Consider the following 15960-nt stretch of genomic DNA (forward strand, 5'->3'; position numbering starts at 1 on the left):
GAACGCCATGAGCAGCACCCCCACCCCCTGGGACCCGCAAGCCCCCGAGGTGCAGCGCGACCAGCGCGCCGCCTTCGACCAGCTGCGCGCGCGCTGCCCGCTAGCGCACAGCGCAAGCCAGCACACCACGGTGTTCGGCCACCCCGAAGTCATGCAGGTGCTGCTCGACCACGCCACCTACAGCAGCGCCGTGTCGCAGCATCCGGCCGTGCCCAACGGCTACGACCAGCCGCAGCACACGCGCTACCGCCAGGCGCTCGATCATTTCTTCGCACCCGAACGCATGGCGCGCTTCGAGCCGGTGTGCCGTGCGCTCTCCGCCGCCACCGTGCAAGAGGCGCTGCAGCTGGGCGGCAGCCTGGAGATCACGCAGGAGTTCGCCCTGCCCTTTGCCGTGCGCGTGCAGTCGGCGTTTCTGGGCTGGCCGACGCTGCTGCAGGACGAGCTGCTGCAGTGGCTACGCCGCAGCCAGGCGGCCACCCGCTCGGGCGAGCGCGCGCAGACCGCCGCCGTGGCGCAGGAATTTGAAGACCTGGTGCAGCGCGTGCGCCAAGCGCGCCAGGGCGTGCCGGCCACGCAGGACATCAGCAGCGAGCTGATGCACACGCGCGTCGACGGGCGCCTGCTGGATCTGCGCGAACTCGCCAGCGTGCTGCGCAACTGGACGGTGGGCGAGGTCGGCACGATTACCGCGTCCATAGGCATATTGCTGCACTGGCTGGCCAGCCACCCCGACTGGCAGCAGCGCCTGCGCGGCCAGCCCGGCCTCTTGGGCGCCGCCATCGACGAGGTGCTGCGCATCGACGGCCCGCTGGTCGGCAACCGCCGCATCACCACGCGCCCGGTCACGCTGGGCGGCTGCCCGCTGCCCGCAGGCGAGCGCGTGGCCATCAACTGGATCGCCGCCAACCGCGACCCGCGCGTGTTCGACCAGCCGGGCGAGTTCCGCCTGGAGCGCGACCCGGCGCTGAACCTGCTCTACGGCGCCGGCATCCACGTCTGCCCCGGGGCGCCGCTGGCGCGGCTGGAACTGCGCGTGCTGATCGAGGAAGTGCTGGCGCGCACCCAGGCCATCACGCTCAGCCCCAGCCACGCCCCGACCCGCGCCGTGGCGCCGGACGCCGGCTACGCCACGCTGCACATGCGGCTGCAATAGATCTTTCGCCCGGTCTTTTCACACCCCCTTGCCACGGCACCAGGCGTCGCATACACTCACCTCATCATTTCCATAATTATCGAATAATGGAAGAACAAACCGTACTCAAGGCCCTGACAGCCCTCTCGCAAGCGCACCGGCTGCGCGTGTTCCGCGCCCTGGTGGTCGCCGGCCAGGCCGGCCTGACGCCGGGGCAGATCGCCGAGGCGCAGCAGATACCGGCGGCCACGCTGTCGTTTCACCTCAAGGAGCTGGTGCAGGCCGGCCTGCTGACGCAAGAGCGCCAGGGCCGCAGCCTGATCTACCGCGCCGACTTCGCGCAGATGAACGCGCTGCTGACCTTTCTGACCGAGAACTGCTGCCAGGGCGACGCCTGCGCCGCCACCCCATCCGCACCCTGCTGCTGACCCCATGACCACCCACATTCTCATCCTGTGCACGCACAACTCGGCGCGCAGCGTGCTGGCCGAGGCCATGCTCAACCACCTGGCCGCCGCGCAAGGGCTGGACGTGCGCGCGCACAGCGCCGGCAGCGCGCCCAGCGGGCGCGTCAACCCGCAGGCGCTGGAGGTGCTGGCCGCCGCCGGCGTGGCCACACAGGGCCTGCGCAGCAAGAGCTGGGACGAATTCAGCGCCGCCGATGCGCCGCCCATGGACATCGTCATCACCGTCTGCGACAGCGCGGCCGAGGAGGCCTGCCCGCTGTGGCCCGGCAACCCGGTGCGGCTGCACTGGGGCTACGCCGACCCGTCCAGCGCGCCGGGCGGCGCGGCCGGCCAACGCGCCGCCTTCGAGCACACGCGCCAGACCCTGGCCGAGCGCCTGCAACGCCTGCTGGCGCTGCCGCTGGCGTCCCGGGGCGCAGCCGCCCTGCACACCGAACTCTCCCGCCTTTGACCCGCCGCCAACCCGCCATGAGCCAGCTCACCCGCAAACTCTCTTTCCTCGACCGCTATCTCACGCTGTGGATCTTCGCCGCCATGGCGCTGGGCCTGGCCCTGGGCTGGCTGGTGCCGGACATCGAGGCCATCATCGGCCGCTACCAGGTCGGCAGTACCAACATCCCCATCGCCATCGGTCTGGTGCTGATGATGTACCCGCCGTTTGCCAAGGTGCGCTACGAAGACCTGCCCGCCGTGTGGCGCGACACGCGCGTGCTGTGGCTGTCGCTGCTGCAAAACTGGGTCATAGGCCCGGTGCTGATGTTCGTGCTGGCCGTCGTCTTTCTTCCCGACCAGCCCGAATACATGGCCGGGCTGATCCTCATCGGGCTGGCGCGCTGCATCGCCATGGTCATCGTCTGGAACGACCTGGCGCGCGGCTCGACCGAATACGCCGCTGCGCTGGTCGCGTTCAACGCCTTCTTCCAGGTGCTGTTCTACAGCGTCTATGCCTGGCTGTTTTTGACCGTGCTGCCGCCGCTGTTTGGGCTGGGCGGCTCGGTCGTCGCCATCTCCATGGGCCAGATCGCCGAAAGCGTGTTCATCTACCTGGGCATTCCCTGCATCGCCGGCCTGCTCACGCGCTGGGTGCTGCTGCGCTTTGTCAGCAAAGACTGGTACCACACCCGTTTCGTGCCGCGCATCGCGCCGCTGACGCTGGTGGCGTTGCTGCTGACCATCGTCGTGCTGTTCAGCCTCAAGGCGCGCACGGTGCTGGCCCTGCCGCTCGATGTGCTGCGCATCGCGCTGCCGCTGCTCATCTACTTCGTGCTGATGTTCGTGCTGTCCTTCGCCATGGGCCGGCGCGCCGGCGCCGACTACCCGCGCTGCGTGACGCTGTCGTTCACCGCCGCGTCGAACAACTTCGAGCTGGCCATTGCCGTGGCGGTGGCCGTCTACGGCATTCATTCCGGCGCGGCGTTTGCCGCCGTCATCGGCCCGCTGGTCGAGGTGCCGGTGATGATCGCGCTGGTGGCCCTGGCACTGCGTTGGCAGCAGCGCTGGTTTGCCGGCGAGAAGGCGGGCCCGTCCGTGGCCCAGGCATGTACCCCCATAGGAGAACCGCGATGACACAAACCCAGGACATCCAGCAAATCGTCAAGGAAAAGTACGGTGAGGCGGCGCGCCGCGTCACGCAGGGCGGCGCTGCCTCCTCCTGCCGCGGCGCCGTGGCGGCGCCCAGCAGCTCATGCTGCGCCACCGGGTCGCTGGCCGGAACCGACCCGATCACGCGCGACCTGTACGACGCCGTGCAGACCGGCGGCCTGCCCGAGGCCGCCGTGCTGGCCTCGCTGGGCTGCGGCAACCCGACGGCGCTGGCCGAGCTGCGCGCCGGCGAGGTGGTGCTGGACCTGGGCTCGGGGGGCGGCATCGACGTGCTGCTGTCGGCCAAGCGCGTCGGCCCCACGGGCCGCGCCTACGGCCTGGACATGACCGACGAGATGCTGGCGCTGGCGCGCGACAACCAGCGCCAGGCGGGCGCGACCAACGTGGAATTCTTGAAGGGCGAGATCGAGCATATCCCGCTGCCCGACGCCTCGGTGGACGTGATCATCTCCAACTGCGTCATCAACCTCTCGGCCGACAAGGACCGCGTGCTGGCCGAGGCGTTTCGCGTGCTCAAGCCCGGCGGGCGCTTTGCCGTGTCCGACGTGGTCACGCGCGGCGCCATCCGAGCCGAGATTCGCGCCAGCGCCATGGCCTGGGTGGGCTGCGTGGCCGGCGCGCTTCATGAAGACGACTACCGCCACAAGCTGGCCGCCGCCGGCTTTTCCGACATCGGCGTGGAGCCCACGCGCATCTACACGGCGCAGGACGCGCGCGAATTTCTGAGCGCCAACGGGCTCGACACCTCGGTGGTTTCCGACGAGATGGACGGCAAATTCCTCAGCGCCTTCATTCGCGCCGTCAAGCCCGCGCATTGAGCCAGCAGGTCGCACCGCCGCGCTTGAGTGCGGGCGGCAGCGGGAGACTGCCCCATGACCGCCCAAGCCTGCTACCCTGGCAGGCATAGCAGCACGGAGGGCGCCATGCCAGTCAGCCTCACCTTCCTCGGCGGTGCCGGCACCGTCACCGGCTCCAAATACCTGGTGCGTCACGGCGGCCAGGTGCTGATGGTCGATTGCGGGCTGTTCCAGGGCTACAAGCTCTTGCGCCAGCGCAACTGGCGGCCATTGCCGGTGGCGCCGCAGGAGATCGATGCCGTCATCCTGACCCACGCCCATCTGGACCATTCGGGCTACCTGCCGCTGCTGGCGCGGGACGGCTTTGGCGGGCCGGTGTTCTGTACCAGCGGCACGCGTGCGCTGTGCGCCATCCTGCTGCCCGACAGCGGCCACCTGCAGGAGGAAGAGGCCGCCTACCTCAACCGCCACCGACTGAGCAAGCACGAGCCCGCGCTGCCGCTGTACACGCGGCTGGACGCGCAGCACAGCCTGGCTCTGCTGCAGGTGCAGCCCGTGCACCAGCAGTTCGAGCCCCTGCCCGGCTGGCGTGCCACCTTCACGCGCGCCGGCCATATCCTGGGCGCGGCCAGCGTGCTGCTGGAGGTGGGCGGGCGCCGCATCCTGTTCTCGGGCGACCTGGGCCGGCCGGACGACCTGCTGATGTGCGCGCCCGACGCGCCGCCCGCGGCCGACACGGTGCTGGTCGAATCCACCTACGGTGACCGCAGTCACCCCGCCGGATCGGTGCTCGATGAACTGGGGCCACCGCTGGCGCGCCTGGCCGCGCGCGGCGGCGTGGCCGTGGTGCCGGTGTTTGCCGTGGGGCGGGCGCAGACGGTGCTGCACGCCATCGCCCGGTTGAAGGCCCGTGGCGAGCTGCCCACCGGCCTGCCCGTGTACCTGGACAGCCCCATGGCGGTAAGCGCCACCGAGCTGTTCCAAAACCATGTAGGCGAGCATTGCCTGAACCGCGCCGACCTGCAGGCCATGGCGCGCGGCACCACGCTGGTGCACAGCGTGGACCAGTCCAAGGCCCTGGCGCGCCTGCACGGGCCGCGCGTCATCCTCTCGGCCAGCGGCATGGCCACCGGCGGGCGCGTGCTGCACCACCTGGCCTTGCATGCGGGCGACCACCGCAACATGATCATCCTCACTGGCCACCAGGCCGGCGGCACGCGCGGCGCGCGCATCGCGGCGGGCGAAAAGACCATCCGCATCCTGGGCCGCGAGGTGCAGATCCGTGCCGAGGTGGTGCAGCTGGCCACGGCCTCGGCCCATGCCGACGGCAACCAGCTGCTGGACTGGCTGCGCGCCCTGCCCGCCGCGCCGCGCCGCATCTATGTGGTGCATGGCGAGCTGCCTGCGGCCGACCAGCTGCGCCAGCGCGTGGAGCATGAGCTGCTCTGGCCGGCCGAAGTACCCGAGCATGGGGATACCGTGGCCTTTTGAAATATTGATCAAGTACGGATCTAACGCCCTTCAATAAAGCGCAAACAGCTATTGATTCAGGAGTAATTTCGGAGCCCATGCGCACAGCGATGCACAAGTCATCGCATTTGACGATGGCAAGACGTGAATATTGAGGGAAAATACACAAATTCTTCTCCAAACGAGAAGCCAACCCATCCCCCATGAAAAGCTCCGAGCGCAGTTTTGCGCGCCGTATCGACCTGACCTCGCTGCAACTGTTCGTCGCCGTGTGCGAGCTGGGCAGCATTGGCCGCGCGGCCGAGCGCGAGTTCATCGCCGCCTCGGCCGTGAGCAAACGCCTGTCGGATCTGGAGGCGGCCGTGGACACGGCCTTGCTCTACCGCCACAGCCGCGGCGTGACGCTCACCCCCGCCGGCGAGAGCCTGCTGCACCACGCGCGCACCGTGCTCTTCGGGCTGGAACGCATGCAGGGCGAGCTGTCGGAGTACGCCGAGGGCGTGCGCGGCCATGTGCGCATGCACGCCAACATCTCGGCCATCGTGCAGTTTCTGCCCGAGGACCTGGGGCATTTCGCGCGCGCCCACAGCCAGATCAAGATCGACCTGCAGGAGCATCTCTCGCCCGAGGTGCTGCAGGCCGTGCAGGAGGGCGCGGCCGACCTGGGCATCTGCAGCCTGGGCAACGCCAGCCAGGGCAACGGCGCCGCCGAACTGCAAAGCCGCCCCTACCGCAGTGACAGATTGGTGCTGGTCATGCCGCAAACGCATGCCCTGTCTGCGCGAGAAGCTATCAAATTTGATGAGGTGCTGGACTGGGACATCGTCGGCCTGCATGCCGGCAGTTCCATCAGCCTGGCGATGCGCGCCGCCGCCGCCCAGGCCGGGCGGCCGCTGCGCCAGCGCATACAGGTGACCAGCCTGGACACCATGTGCCGCATGATCGACAACGGCCTGGGCGTGGGCCTGCTGCCCGACCGCGCCTTTGCCCTGATGCAGGGCCTGGGGCGCCTGGCCGCCGTGCGCCTGGATGAACCCTGGGCCGAGCGTGAGCTGCGCCTGGTGGCGCGCGACTTCGACGCCCTGCCGGTCACCGCGCGCCTGCTGGTGGAGCACCTGGCGCCTAAAATTTCACCATCCCCCTGAACCCAAGACCCCCACGAAACGAGACCGCCATGGGACGCACCCTGTACGACAAGATCTTCGACGAGCACGTCGTCCACACCGAAGAGGACGGCACGGCCGTGCTCTACATCGACCGCCACCTGGTGCACGAGGTCACCAGCCCGCAGGCCTTCGAGGGCCTGCGCGAGGCGGGCCGCAAGGTCTGGCGCACCAGCTCCATCGTCGCCACCGCCGACCACAACACGCCCACCACCGGCTGGGAGCGCGGCTACGACGGCATTGCCGACCCGATCAGCAAGGAGCAGATCACCACGCTCGATAAAAACATTGCGGCATCGGGCGCGGCCGCCTTCTTCCCCTTCCTGCACAAGCGCCAGGGCATCGTGCATGTGATCGGCCCGGAAAACGGCGCCACCCTGCCCGGCATGACGGTAGTCTGCGGCGACAGCCACACCAGCACCCACGGCGCCTTTGGCGCGCTGGCGCATGGCATTGGCACGTCGGAAGTCGAGCATGTCATGGCCACGCAGACCCTGCTGGCCAAGAAGGCGAAGAACATGCTGGTGCGCGTGAACGGCCATGTGGCCCCGGGCATCACCGCCAAGGACATCGTGCTGGCCATCATCGGCAAGATAGGCACGGCCGGCGGCACGGGCTACACGATTGAATTTGCCGGCCAGGCGATACGCGACCTGTCCATGGAAGGCCGCATGACGGTGTGCAACATGGCCATCGAGGGCGGCGCGCGCGCGGGCCTGGTGGCCGTGGACGAGAAGACCATCGCCTACGTCAAGGGCCGGCCGCTGGCCCCCACGGGCGTGGAATGGGACCAGGCCGTGCAGTATTGGCAGACGCTGCACTCCGATGCCGACGCGCAATTTGACGCCGTGGTGGAACTGAACGGCGCCGAGATCGTGCCCCAGGTCACCTGGGGCACCAGCCCCGAAATGGTGCTGGGCGTGGATGCCCGCGTGCCCGACCCGGACAAGGAAAAGGACGCCAACAAACGCGGCGCCATGGAGCGCGCCCTGGCCTATATGGCGCTCACACCCGGCAAGCCGCTGCAGGACATCTTCGTGGACAAGGTCTTCATCGGCTCTTGCACCAACAGCCGCATCGAGGACATGCGCGAGGCCGCCGCCTTGGTGAAAAAGCTGGGCCAGAAGGTGGCCAAGAACATCAAGCTGGCCATGGTGGTGCCGGGCTCGGGCCTGGTGAAGGCGCAGGCCGAGGCCGAGGGGCTGGACAAGATCTTCACCGCCGCCGGCTTCGAGTGGCGCGAGCCCGGCTGCAGCATGTGCCTGGCCATGAACGCCGACCGGCTGGAACCGGGCGAGCGCTGCGCGTCCACCAGCAACCGCAACTTCGAGGGCCGCCAGGGCGCCGGCGGGCGCACCCACCTGGTCAGCCCGGCCATGGCGGCTGCCGCGGCCATCCACGGTCATTTCGTCGATATCCGCAAATTTGCCTGAACCCGACAGAAGCGAGCGCCCCCATGAAGCCCTCTTTCTCCATCATCCTGATCGGCCTGGCCCTGACCCTGGCGGCCTGCAACACCATCAAGGGCATTGGCCAGGACGTGCAAAGTGCCGGCGGCGCCATAGAGCGCGCCGCGCGCTGACAACCCTCTCACTACCCAACCGCCATGCAGAAATTCACCGTGCACCAGGGCCTCGTCGCCCCCATGGACCGCGAGAACGTCGACACCGACGCCATCATCCCCAAGCAGTTCCTGAAATCCATCAAGAAGACCGGCTTCGGCCCGAATCTGTTCGACGAATGGCGCTACCTGGACCAGCCGGGCGAACCCGGCGTGCCCGAATCAGCGCGCAAGCCCAATCCCGACTTCGTGCTGAACCAGCCACGGTACAAGGGTGCCAGCATCCTGATCGCGCGCAAGAACTTCGGCTGCGGCTCCAGCCGCGAGCACGCCCCCTGGGCGCTGGACCAGTACGGCTTTCGCGCCGTCATCGCACCCAGCTTTGCCGACATCTTCTTCAACAACTGCTTCAAGAACGGCCTGCTGCCCATCGTCCTGCCCGAGTCGGTGGTGGCCCAGCTGTTCGATGAGGTGGCGGCCTTCCCCGGCTATGAGCTGAAGATCGACCTGGAGCGCCAGGTCGTCATCCGCCCGCAGGGTGAAGAAATAGCCTTCGACGTGCTGCCGTTTCGCAAGTACTGCCTGCTCAACGGCTTCGACGACATCGGCCTGACCCTGCGCCACAAGGACAAGATCGCCGCATTCGAGGCCGAGCGCCTGGCCACCAAGCCCTGGCTGGCGCACACCATGGCGGGTTGAAATTTTAAGCAAAACAAGCCTCTGGCGCTTATCCAACAAGCGCCAATAGCTATCAATTTAATAGTTCATCGACATGAAAATCGCAGTTCTCCCTGGTGACGGCATAGGCACCGAAATCGTCGCCGAGGCCGTCAAGGTGCTCAAGGCCCTGGACTTGAAGTTCGAGATGGAAACCGCCCCCGTTGGCGGCGCCGCCTACGAGGCCGCAGGTCACCCCCTGCCCGAGTCCACCCTGGCCCTGGCCAAAAGCGCCGACGCCATTCTGTTCGGCGCCGTGGGCGACTGGAAGTACGACAAGCTCGATCGCCCGCTGCGCCCCGAGCAAGCCATCCTGGGCCTGCGCAAGGCGCTCGGCCTGTTCGCCAACTTCCGCCCTGCCATCTGCTACGAACAACTGACGCACGCCAGCAGCCTGAAGCCCGAGCTGGTCGCGGGCCTGGACATCCTCATCATTCGCGAGCTGACGGGCGACATCTACTTCGGCCAGCCGCGCGGCCGCCGCACGGCGGTAGACGGCCACTTCCCCGGCGCAGAAGAAGCCTTCGACACCATGCGCTACAGCCGCCCGGAGATCGAGCGCATCGCCCGCGTGGCCTTCGAGGCCGCACGCAAGAGGAGCAAGCGCGTCACCAGCGTGGACAAGGCCAACGTGCTGGAGACCTTCCAGCTGTGGAAGGACGTGGTCACCGAAGCCCATAAAGACTATCCGGACGTGGCGCTGGACCACATGTACGTGGACAACGCTGCCATGCAGCTGGTCAAGGCGCCCAAGGCCTTCGACGTGATCGTCACCGGCAACATGTTTGGCGACATCCTCTCGGACGAAGCCTCGATGCTGACGGGCTCCATCGGCATGCTGCCCTCGGCATCGCTCAATGACAAAAAGCAGGGCCTGTACGAGCCCAGCCACGGCAGCGCCCCGGACATCGCCGGCAAGGGCGTGGCCAACCCGCTGGCCACCATCCTGTCCGCGGCCATGATGCTGCGCTTCTCCCTGAACCAGCCCGAGGCCGCCGACCGCATCGAGACCGCCGTGAAAAAGGTGCTGGCGCAAGGCCTGCGCACGCCCGACATCTACAGCGACGGCACGACCAAAGTCGGCACGGTGCAGATGGGCGACGCCGTGGTCAACGCGTTGCGTTGACGCATCGTTAACAATCAGGGGGCGGTGCCCGCCATCGCATCCCCTACAATGTTTTGTCATGTTTGCCGCGCAACCCTTCCCCCTGAAGAACAAGCCCGCCGCCCTGGCCGGCCATAGTGCGCGAGCAAGCACCACCAAAACCACGACCATTAAGGGCTGATCCAGCTCCGGTATCGTCGTGCGCCCTCCCTGGCCAGACGAGCCGGGGCCAGAAAAGCAGCCACCGGTCGCGTGTGATCTGTTTTTAACTTGAAAGGGCGTTTGAAATGAGCAAGCAATTGGTAGGTCTGGTCGGCTGGCGCGGCATGGTCGGCTCGGTGTTGATGGATCGCATGCAGGCCGAGGGCGACTTCGACCTCATCGAGCCGGTGTTCTTCTCCACCTCCAACGCCGGCGGCAAGGCGCCCGCCATGGCCAGGACACATACCGAGCTGAAAGACGCGAACGACGTCGCCGAGCTCGCAAAGTGCGACATCATCATCACCTGCCAGGGTGGCGACTACACCAAGGAAGTCTTCCCCAAGCTGCGCGCCGCCGGCTGGCAGGGCCACTGGATCGACGCCGCCAGCGCCCTGCGCATGGAGGGCGACGCCGTCATCGTGCTCGACCCGGTGAACGACGGCCTGATCCGGCAAAAGCTTGCCGCCGGCGGCAAGAACTGGATTGGCGGCAACTGCACCAACTCCATCCTGCTGATGGGCCTGGCCGGGCTGTTCAAGGCCGGCCTGGTGGACTGGGTGTCTTCCATGACCTACCAGGCGGCCTCGGGCGGCGGCGCCAACCACATGCGCGAGCTCTTGAAGGGCATGGGCGTCGTGCATGGCGCCGTCGCCGATGAGCTGGCCACGCCCGCCTCCGCCATCCTGGAGATCGACCGCAAGGTGGCCAGCACCATCCGCGAGGACGTGCCCACCGAGCACTTTGGCGCGCCGCTGGCCGGCGGCCTGATCCCGTGGATCGACGCGCAGCTGGACAACGGCCAGTCCAAGGAAGAGTGGAAGGGCCAGGCCGAGGTGAACAAGATCCTGGGCACGGCCGCCACCATCCCCGTCGACGGCCTGTGCGTACGCATTGGCGCCATGCGCTGCCACTCGCTGGCGCTCACGCTCAAGCTCAAGAAGGACATGCCGCTGGCCCAGATCGAGGCCCTGATCAAGGACGGCAACCCCTGGGTGAAGTTCGTGCCCAACGAGCGCGCCATCACCGTCAAGGAGCTCACCCCGGCGGCCATCACCGGCGGCCTGGAGGTCGGCGTGGGCCGCGTGCGCAAGCTCAACATGGGGCCTGAATACGTGTCCGCCTTCGTCATCGGCGACCAGCTGCTGTGGGGCGCGGCCGAGCCGCTGCGCCGCATGCTGCGCATCCTGCTGAGCGCCTGACGCAGGGCAACGGCGCCCCTGGCCGGGCGCTGTTTATCATCCGCCTCCAACCCTACCCTGTTCGGCCCCATCGTTGCCTGTTACCAACATGAAAGACAACTTTTGGCTCCTGCCAACAGGGTAGGGAATGCCGGCGCATGGCCTCGGCTTGTCAGTGCAAGGCATTGATGCTATGGTGCTTTTTACATATTTTCACGTCTCGGAGCGGCTCTAGGCATGACTCGAACAACAACGCTCCGCACGACCGCACCACAACATTCACTTGTCGCACACATGCATCGCTGGAAATTTTCTGCACTGGCCACAGCGGCCATTCTGTCGGCCGGACTGCTCGGCACCGATGCCAACGCCCTGACCCTGGGGCGCGTGAATGTGCAATCGGCCTTGGGTGAACCGCTGCGTGCCGAGATCGAATTGCCCCAGATCACGGCCGCCGAGGCCGAGTCGCTGCGCGTGAGCACCGCCAATGCGGCCGTGTTCCGCAGCCAGGGACTGGAATACTCGCCCACGGTCGGCAACGTGCAGGTGCAGGTGCATCGCCGTGCCGATGGCTCCATGGTGCTGCGCCTGAGCAGCAGCCGCCCGATCAACGAACCGTTTGTGGATCTGGTGCTGGACGCCACCTGGAGCTCGGGCCATATCGTGCGCAGCTACACCATGCTGTTCGACCCGCCGGCACAGGCCGGCAAGCCCGCCGATGTGACGGTTGCGCCGCAAGTCGCTGCGCCACGCGCCGAGAGCGTGCCGGCAGCGCCCCGCGCATCCTCGGCGCGGCCCGCGGCGCCCCCGGCGGCGGCACCGGCGGCAGCTGCCACCCGGCCATCTCCACGGGTGGCCCCAGCGCCCAGCCGGGCCCCTGCCGCAACAGAGGCTGCCGCAGGCGGCAACGACACCGTGACGGTACGCCCGGGCGATACGGCCGGACGCATTGCCAATACCCATAGACCGGCCAGCGTGTCGCTCGATCAGATGCTGGTCGCCATGGCGCAGGCCAACCCCAAGGCCTTCATCAATGGCAACGTGAACCGGCTGCGCTCGGGTGCGGTGCTGCAGATGCCCAGCGAGTCCGATGCCCAGGCCACCCCGGCCAGCGAGGCACGCCAGATCGTCGCTGCGCAAAGCCGCGACTTCAACGAGTTCCGCCGCCGGCTGGCCGGCGCGGCCCCCACCGCACAGGTGGCTGCGGCCGAGCGTTCCGCCAGCGGATCGGTGCAGGCGCAGGTGGAAGAGGCCAAGCCCGCGGCTGCCAGCCCCGACAAGCTGACTCTGTCCAAGGGCGGCGTGCAAGCCCGCAAGGCCGACGAGCAGATGGCCCGCGACAAGCAGTCCGATCAGAACACGGCCCGCATGGCCGAGCTGTCCAAGAACATCGCCGAGCTCAACCAGTTGAGTGGCGCATCCACACAGCCCGCCGCACCTGCAGCAGATACCAGCGCCGCAGCGCCAAACGCGGCTGGCAGTCAGTCCACGGTTGCCGTCCCTGCTCCTACCGGGCTGCCCGGGGCGGTTGCGCCGGCGCAGACCAACGCCATTCCCGATGCCCCGGCAACAGCCGAACAGGCGCCCACGGCCCCGCAAGCCACGCCACAGGAAGCGGCACCCACTCCGGCAGCCGCAGCAGCCCCGGCGCCCAAGCCCGCACCTCCGCCAGAGACCTATGAGGAGCCCAGCTTCCTGGGCTCGCTCACCGAAGACCCGCTGCTGGCCGGTGGCGCACTCGCGCTGGTGCTGGCGCTGCTCGGCTACGGTGGCTACCGCGTGGCGCAAAGCCGTCGGCAACAGGCGCAGCTGGACAGATCCTTCCAGGACAGCGGCAACCCCGACTCCTTCTTCGGGGCCAGTGGTGGCCAGCATGTGGACACGGCCAACAGCAGCCTGACCACCGGCGCGTCGTCGATGTCCTATTCGCCCAGCCAACTCGACGTGGGCGGCGACGTGGATCCCGTGGCCGAAGCCGACGTGTACCTGGCCTATGGCCGTGATCTGCAGGCCGAAGAAATCCTCAAGGAGGCCATGCGCCACAATCCCGAGCGCGTCGCCATACCCGTCAAGCTGGCCGAGATCTATGCCAAGCGCCAGGATCGCAAGGCGCTGGAGTCGGCCGCCAGCGATGTCTTCCGGCTGACCAACGGGCAAGGCCCCGACTGGTCGCGCGTTGCGGATCTGGGCCGCACACTGGACGCGGACAACACCCTGTACCAGCCCGGCGGCCGTCCCGCCGCAAACCCTGACAACGAGCACGACATCACCCCCCTGACCAATTTCCCCAGCACCGTGGGCGTGGGCGCGCCAACCAGCGCCGGCCCCGACTCCGTCCTGCCCGACCTGGATCTGGATCTGGATCTGGATCTGGATCTCGACCTGCACGATGCACCGCCAGCTCCGGCACCTGCACCCAGCGCCTTCGCCATGGCCGCTGCCGCGAGCGAGCTGGCCGCAACGCAAGGCGCAGCGGCCACGCCTTCCGCCAGCGAAGTCCTTCCCTCTCCGCTGGACGCCATCGACCTGGAATTGCCACAGGCAGAGCCCGAGACCGAGAAGGCTCCGGGTGCCACCGGGGCCGCATCGCTGACGACCGAACCCGCGCCCCTGGACTTTGACACCGACAACCTGCTGCTGGCCGACTCGGCAGCCACCCCGCTGGCGGCCAGCGATGCCAAGGACTCGGCCCCTGCGGCACTGGAATTCGACCTGGGGGATCTGAACCTTGACCTGAGCCTGCCCGCTGCCCCCACTGCTGCTGCGCAAGCGGATGCCGGCGCTGCGGAGCCCCTGCCCGACGATCCGCTGACCACCAAGCTGGCACTGGCCGAAGAATTCAACACCATTGGCGACAGCGAGGGTGCCCGCACCCTGGTCGAGGAAGTCATCGCCGAATCGACCGGCGAACTCAAGGCCCGCGCCCAGCGCCTGCTGGCCGAGCTGGGCTGATGCCGCATGCCATGCGCAGGGACGGCGCCTGCCGCCGCGCCGCACCGTTCGCGCCAGGGGGCCTGGCATGAGGGTGGCCCTGGGCGTCAGCTACAACGGCCAGGCCTATAGCGGCTGGCAAAGCCAGCCCGGCGGGAATACCGTTCAAGACCATCTCGAAGCGGCCCTGGGCCGCTTTGCCACGCACAAGGTGGCAACCATTTGCGCCGGCCGTACCGATGCCGGCGTGCATGGGCTGATGCAGGTGGTGCACTTCGACACGGCGCTCGAGCGCGCGCCGTTTTCCTGGGTGCGCGGCACCAACACCTTTTTGCCTGCCGACATCGCCGTGCAATGGGCGCAGCCCGTACCCGACAGCTTTCACTCGCGCGCCTGCGCCGTGGCGCGCCGTTATGCCTATGTACTGCTGCAGTCACCCGTGCGCCCCAGCGTGGATGCGGGCCGCGTCGGCTGGGTGTTCCATGCGCTGGACGAAGAGGCCATGCAGGCGGCCGTGCAACACCTGCTGGGCGAGCATGACTTCACGTCGTTTCGCGCCAGCGCCTGCCAGGCCAAGTCGCCCATCAAGACGCTGCAGCGCATCAGCATCACGCGGCGCAGCCCGCCCGCCGGAGAATCCGCCGGCGACCATGGCTGCGCGCCCTGCTACTGGCGCTTCGAGTTCGAGGGCAATGCTTTTTTGCACCACATGATCCGCAACATCATGGGCTGCATCGTCGCCATAGGCCAGGGGCTGTACCCGCCCGACTGGATGCGCCAGGTGCTGGAGGCACGTTCGCGCGACGCGGCGGCGCCCACCTTCTCGCCCGATGGCCTGTACTTTCAGGGGCCGGTATACGCCGCCGAGTGGGGCCTGCCCACGCGCACGGCTGCGTATGATTGGCTGCCATGAGCAGCGCCCCTCCCTCTTCCATACCCGTACGTACCCGCATCAAGATCTGCGGCCTGACGCGCGAGCAGGACGTGGACGCCGCCGTGGCCGCGGGAGCAGACGCCATCGGTTTCGTGCTCTACCCCAAGAGCCCGCGCGCAGTCAGCCCTGCGCGCGCTGCCGAGCTGGCCCGGCGCCTGCCGCCCTTCGTCACGCCGGTACTGCTGTTCGTCAACGCAAAAGCTACTGAAGTGATAGCTGCAAGCGCCTATGTATCGGGCGCTACAGTGCAATTTCATGGTGATGAATTGCCCGCAGACTGCTGGGCCGCCAGCGACCAGGGGCGCATCCCCTTTCTGTGTGCGGCGCGCATACCCCTGGGCGACGGTGCGGCAAGGTTTGACCTCGTAAAATACGCGCAGGACTACTCTCACGCCCGTGCCATCCTGCTCGACGCCCATGTCGAAGGCTATGGCGGCGGCGGCAAGGCATTCAATTGGTCACTCCTGCCACCAAGCGTCAACTCTCACCTCGTTTTGTCTGGTGGACTCACGCCTGCAAACGTGACCGATGGCATCAGCCAAGTACGCCCGCGTTGCAAGACGCTGGCGGTTGATGTCAGCTCCGGCGTGGAACTTGACGGCCCCGATGGCCGGCCCCTCAAGGGCATCAAGGACGCCGGCAAGATCCAGCGCTTCGTCGCCGCCGTGCGTGCGGCCGACGCAGCACCAGCCATATGAA

General features: G+C 67.7%; 15 protein-coding genes. All 15 read left to right on the plus strand.

Translation table 11 applies throughout. The features are described 5' to 3' along the window. The first annotated feature begins 7 nt into the window (after positions 1-7). The 15 genes from P4826_RS07480 to P4826_RS07550 all read left to right on the plus strand — a co-directional run bounded on the left by P4826_RS07480 (position 8) and on the right by P4826_RS07550 (position 15959). A complete protein-coding gene (locus P4826_RS07480) occupies positions 8-1156 on the plus strand; it encodes a cytochrome P450 (RefSeq protein ID WP_317703222.1) in 1149 nt (382 codons plus the stop codon). 86 nt (positions 1157-1242) lie between these two features. Continuing rightward, positions 1243-1563: an ArsR/SmtB family transcription factor gene (locus P4826_RS07485; RefSeq protein WP_317703223.1), complete on the plus strand. Its 321-nt coding sequence runs from the start codon at positions 1243-1245 to the stop codon at positions 1561-1563. 4 nt (positions 1564-1567) lie between these two features. Further along, on the plus strand, positions 1568-2053 hold the full coding sequence (locus tag P4826_RS07490; RefSeq protein ID WP_317703224.1) for an arsenate reductase ArsC: 486 nt from the start codon (positions 1568-1570) through the stop codon (positions 2051-2053). A gap of 17 nt (positions 2054-2070) precedes the next feature. Further along, complete coding sequence (gene arsB / locus P4826_RS07495; protein WP_317703225.1) at positions 2071-3168, plus strand: ACR3 family arsenite efflux transporter; 1098 nt, start codon at positions 2071-2073, stop codon at positions 3166-3168. Continuing rightward, positions 3165-4022, plus strand: a complete 858-nt coding sequence (locus tag P4826_RS07500) for an arsenite methyltransferase (RefSeq protein ID WP_317703226.1) — start codon at positions 3165-3167, stop codon at positions 4020-4022. The genes arsB and P4826_RS07500 overlap by 4 nt, the downstream gene beginning before the upstream one ends. A gap of 105 nt (positions 4023-4127) precedes the next feature. Then, positions 4128-5492, plus strand: coding sequence for an MBL fold metallo-hydrolase (locus tag P4826_RS07505; protein ID WP_317703227.1), 1365 nt, complete (start codon positions 4128-4130; stop codon positions 5490-5492). Between the two features lie 182 nt (positions 5493-5674). Then, on the plus strand, positions 5675-6616 hold the full coding sequence (locus P4826_RS07510; protein WP_317703228.1) for a LysR family transcriptional regulator: 942 nt from the start codon (positions 5675-5677) through the stop codon (positions 6614-6616). Positions 6617-6645: 29 nt separating this feature from the next. Further along, a complete protein-coding gene (leuC, locus tag P4826_RS07515; RefSeq protein ID WP_317703229.1) occupies positions 6646-8067 on the plus strand; it encodes a 3-isopropylmalate dehydratase large subunit in 1422 nt (473 codons plus the stop codon). 23 nt (positions 8068-8090) lie between these two features. Next, complete coding sequence (locus P4826_RS07520; protein ID WP_317703230.1) at positions 8091-8216, plus strand: entericidin A/B family lipoprotein; 126 nt, start codon at positions 8091-8093, stop codon at positions 8214-8216. Positions 8217-8240: 24 nt separating this feature from the next. After that, the gene (gene leuD, locus P4826_RS07525) at positions 8241-8894 is read left to right on the plus strand and encodes a 3-isopropylmalate dehydratase small subunit (protein WP_317703231.1); all 654 of its coding nucleotides are present in this window, start codon (positions 8241-8243) and stop codon (positions 8892-8894) included. Between the two features lie 73 nt (positions 8895-8967). Then, positions 8968-10038, plus strand: a complete 1071-nt coding sequence (leuB, locus tag P4826_RS07530) for a 3-isopropylmalate dehydrogenase (protein WP_317703232.1) — start codon at positions 8968-8970, stop codon at positions 10036-10038. A gap of 266 nt (positions 10039-10304) precedes the next feature. Beyond that, complete coding sequence (gene asd / locus P4826_RS07535; protein WP_317703233.1) at positions 10305-11417, plus strand: aspartate-semialdehyde dehydrogenase; 1113 nt, start codon at positions 10305-10307, stop codon at positions 11415-11417. Between the two features lie 273 nt (positions 11418-11690). Then, the gene (locus P4826_RS07540; RefSeq protein WP_317703234.1) at positions 11691-14348 is read left to right on the plus strand and encodes a motility hub landmark protein FimV; all 2658 of its coding nucleotides are present in this window, start codon (positions 11691-11693) and stop codon (positions 14346-14348) included. Positions 14349-14415: 67 nt separating this feature from the next. Continuing rightward, positions 14416-15240, plus strand: a complete 825-nt coding sequence (gene truA / locus P4826_RS07545) for a tRNA pseudouridine(38-40) synthase TruA (protein ID WP_317703235.1) — start codon at positions 14416-14418, stop codon at positions 15238-15240. After that, the gene (locus P4826_RS07550; RefSeq protein ID WP_317703236.1) at positions 15237-15959 is read left to right on the plus strand and encodes a phosphoribosylanthranilate isomerase; all 723 of its coding nucleotides are present in this window, start codon (positions 15237-15239) and stop codon (positions 15957-15959) included. The genes truA and P4826_RS07550 overlap by 4 nt, the downstream gene beginning before the upstream one ends. Position 15960: the final 1 nt, after the last annotated feature.

The sequence above is a fragment of the Diaphorobacter limosus genome, from assembly GCF_033100095.1.
Classification (GTDB): Bacteria; Pseudomonadota; Gammaproteobacteria; order Burkholderiales; family Burkholderiaceae_C; genus Alicycliphilus; species Alicycliphilus limosus.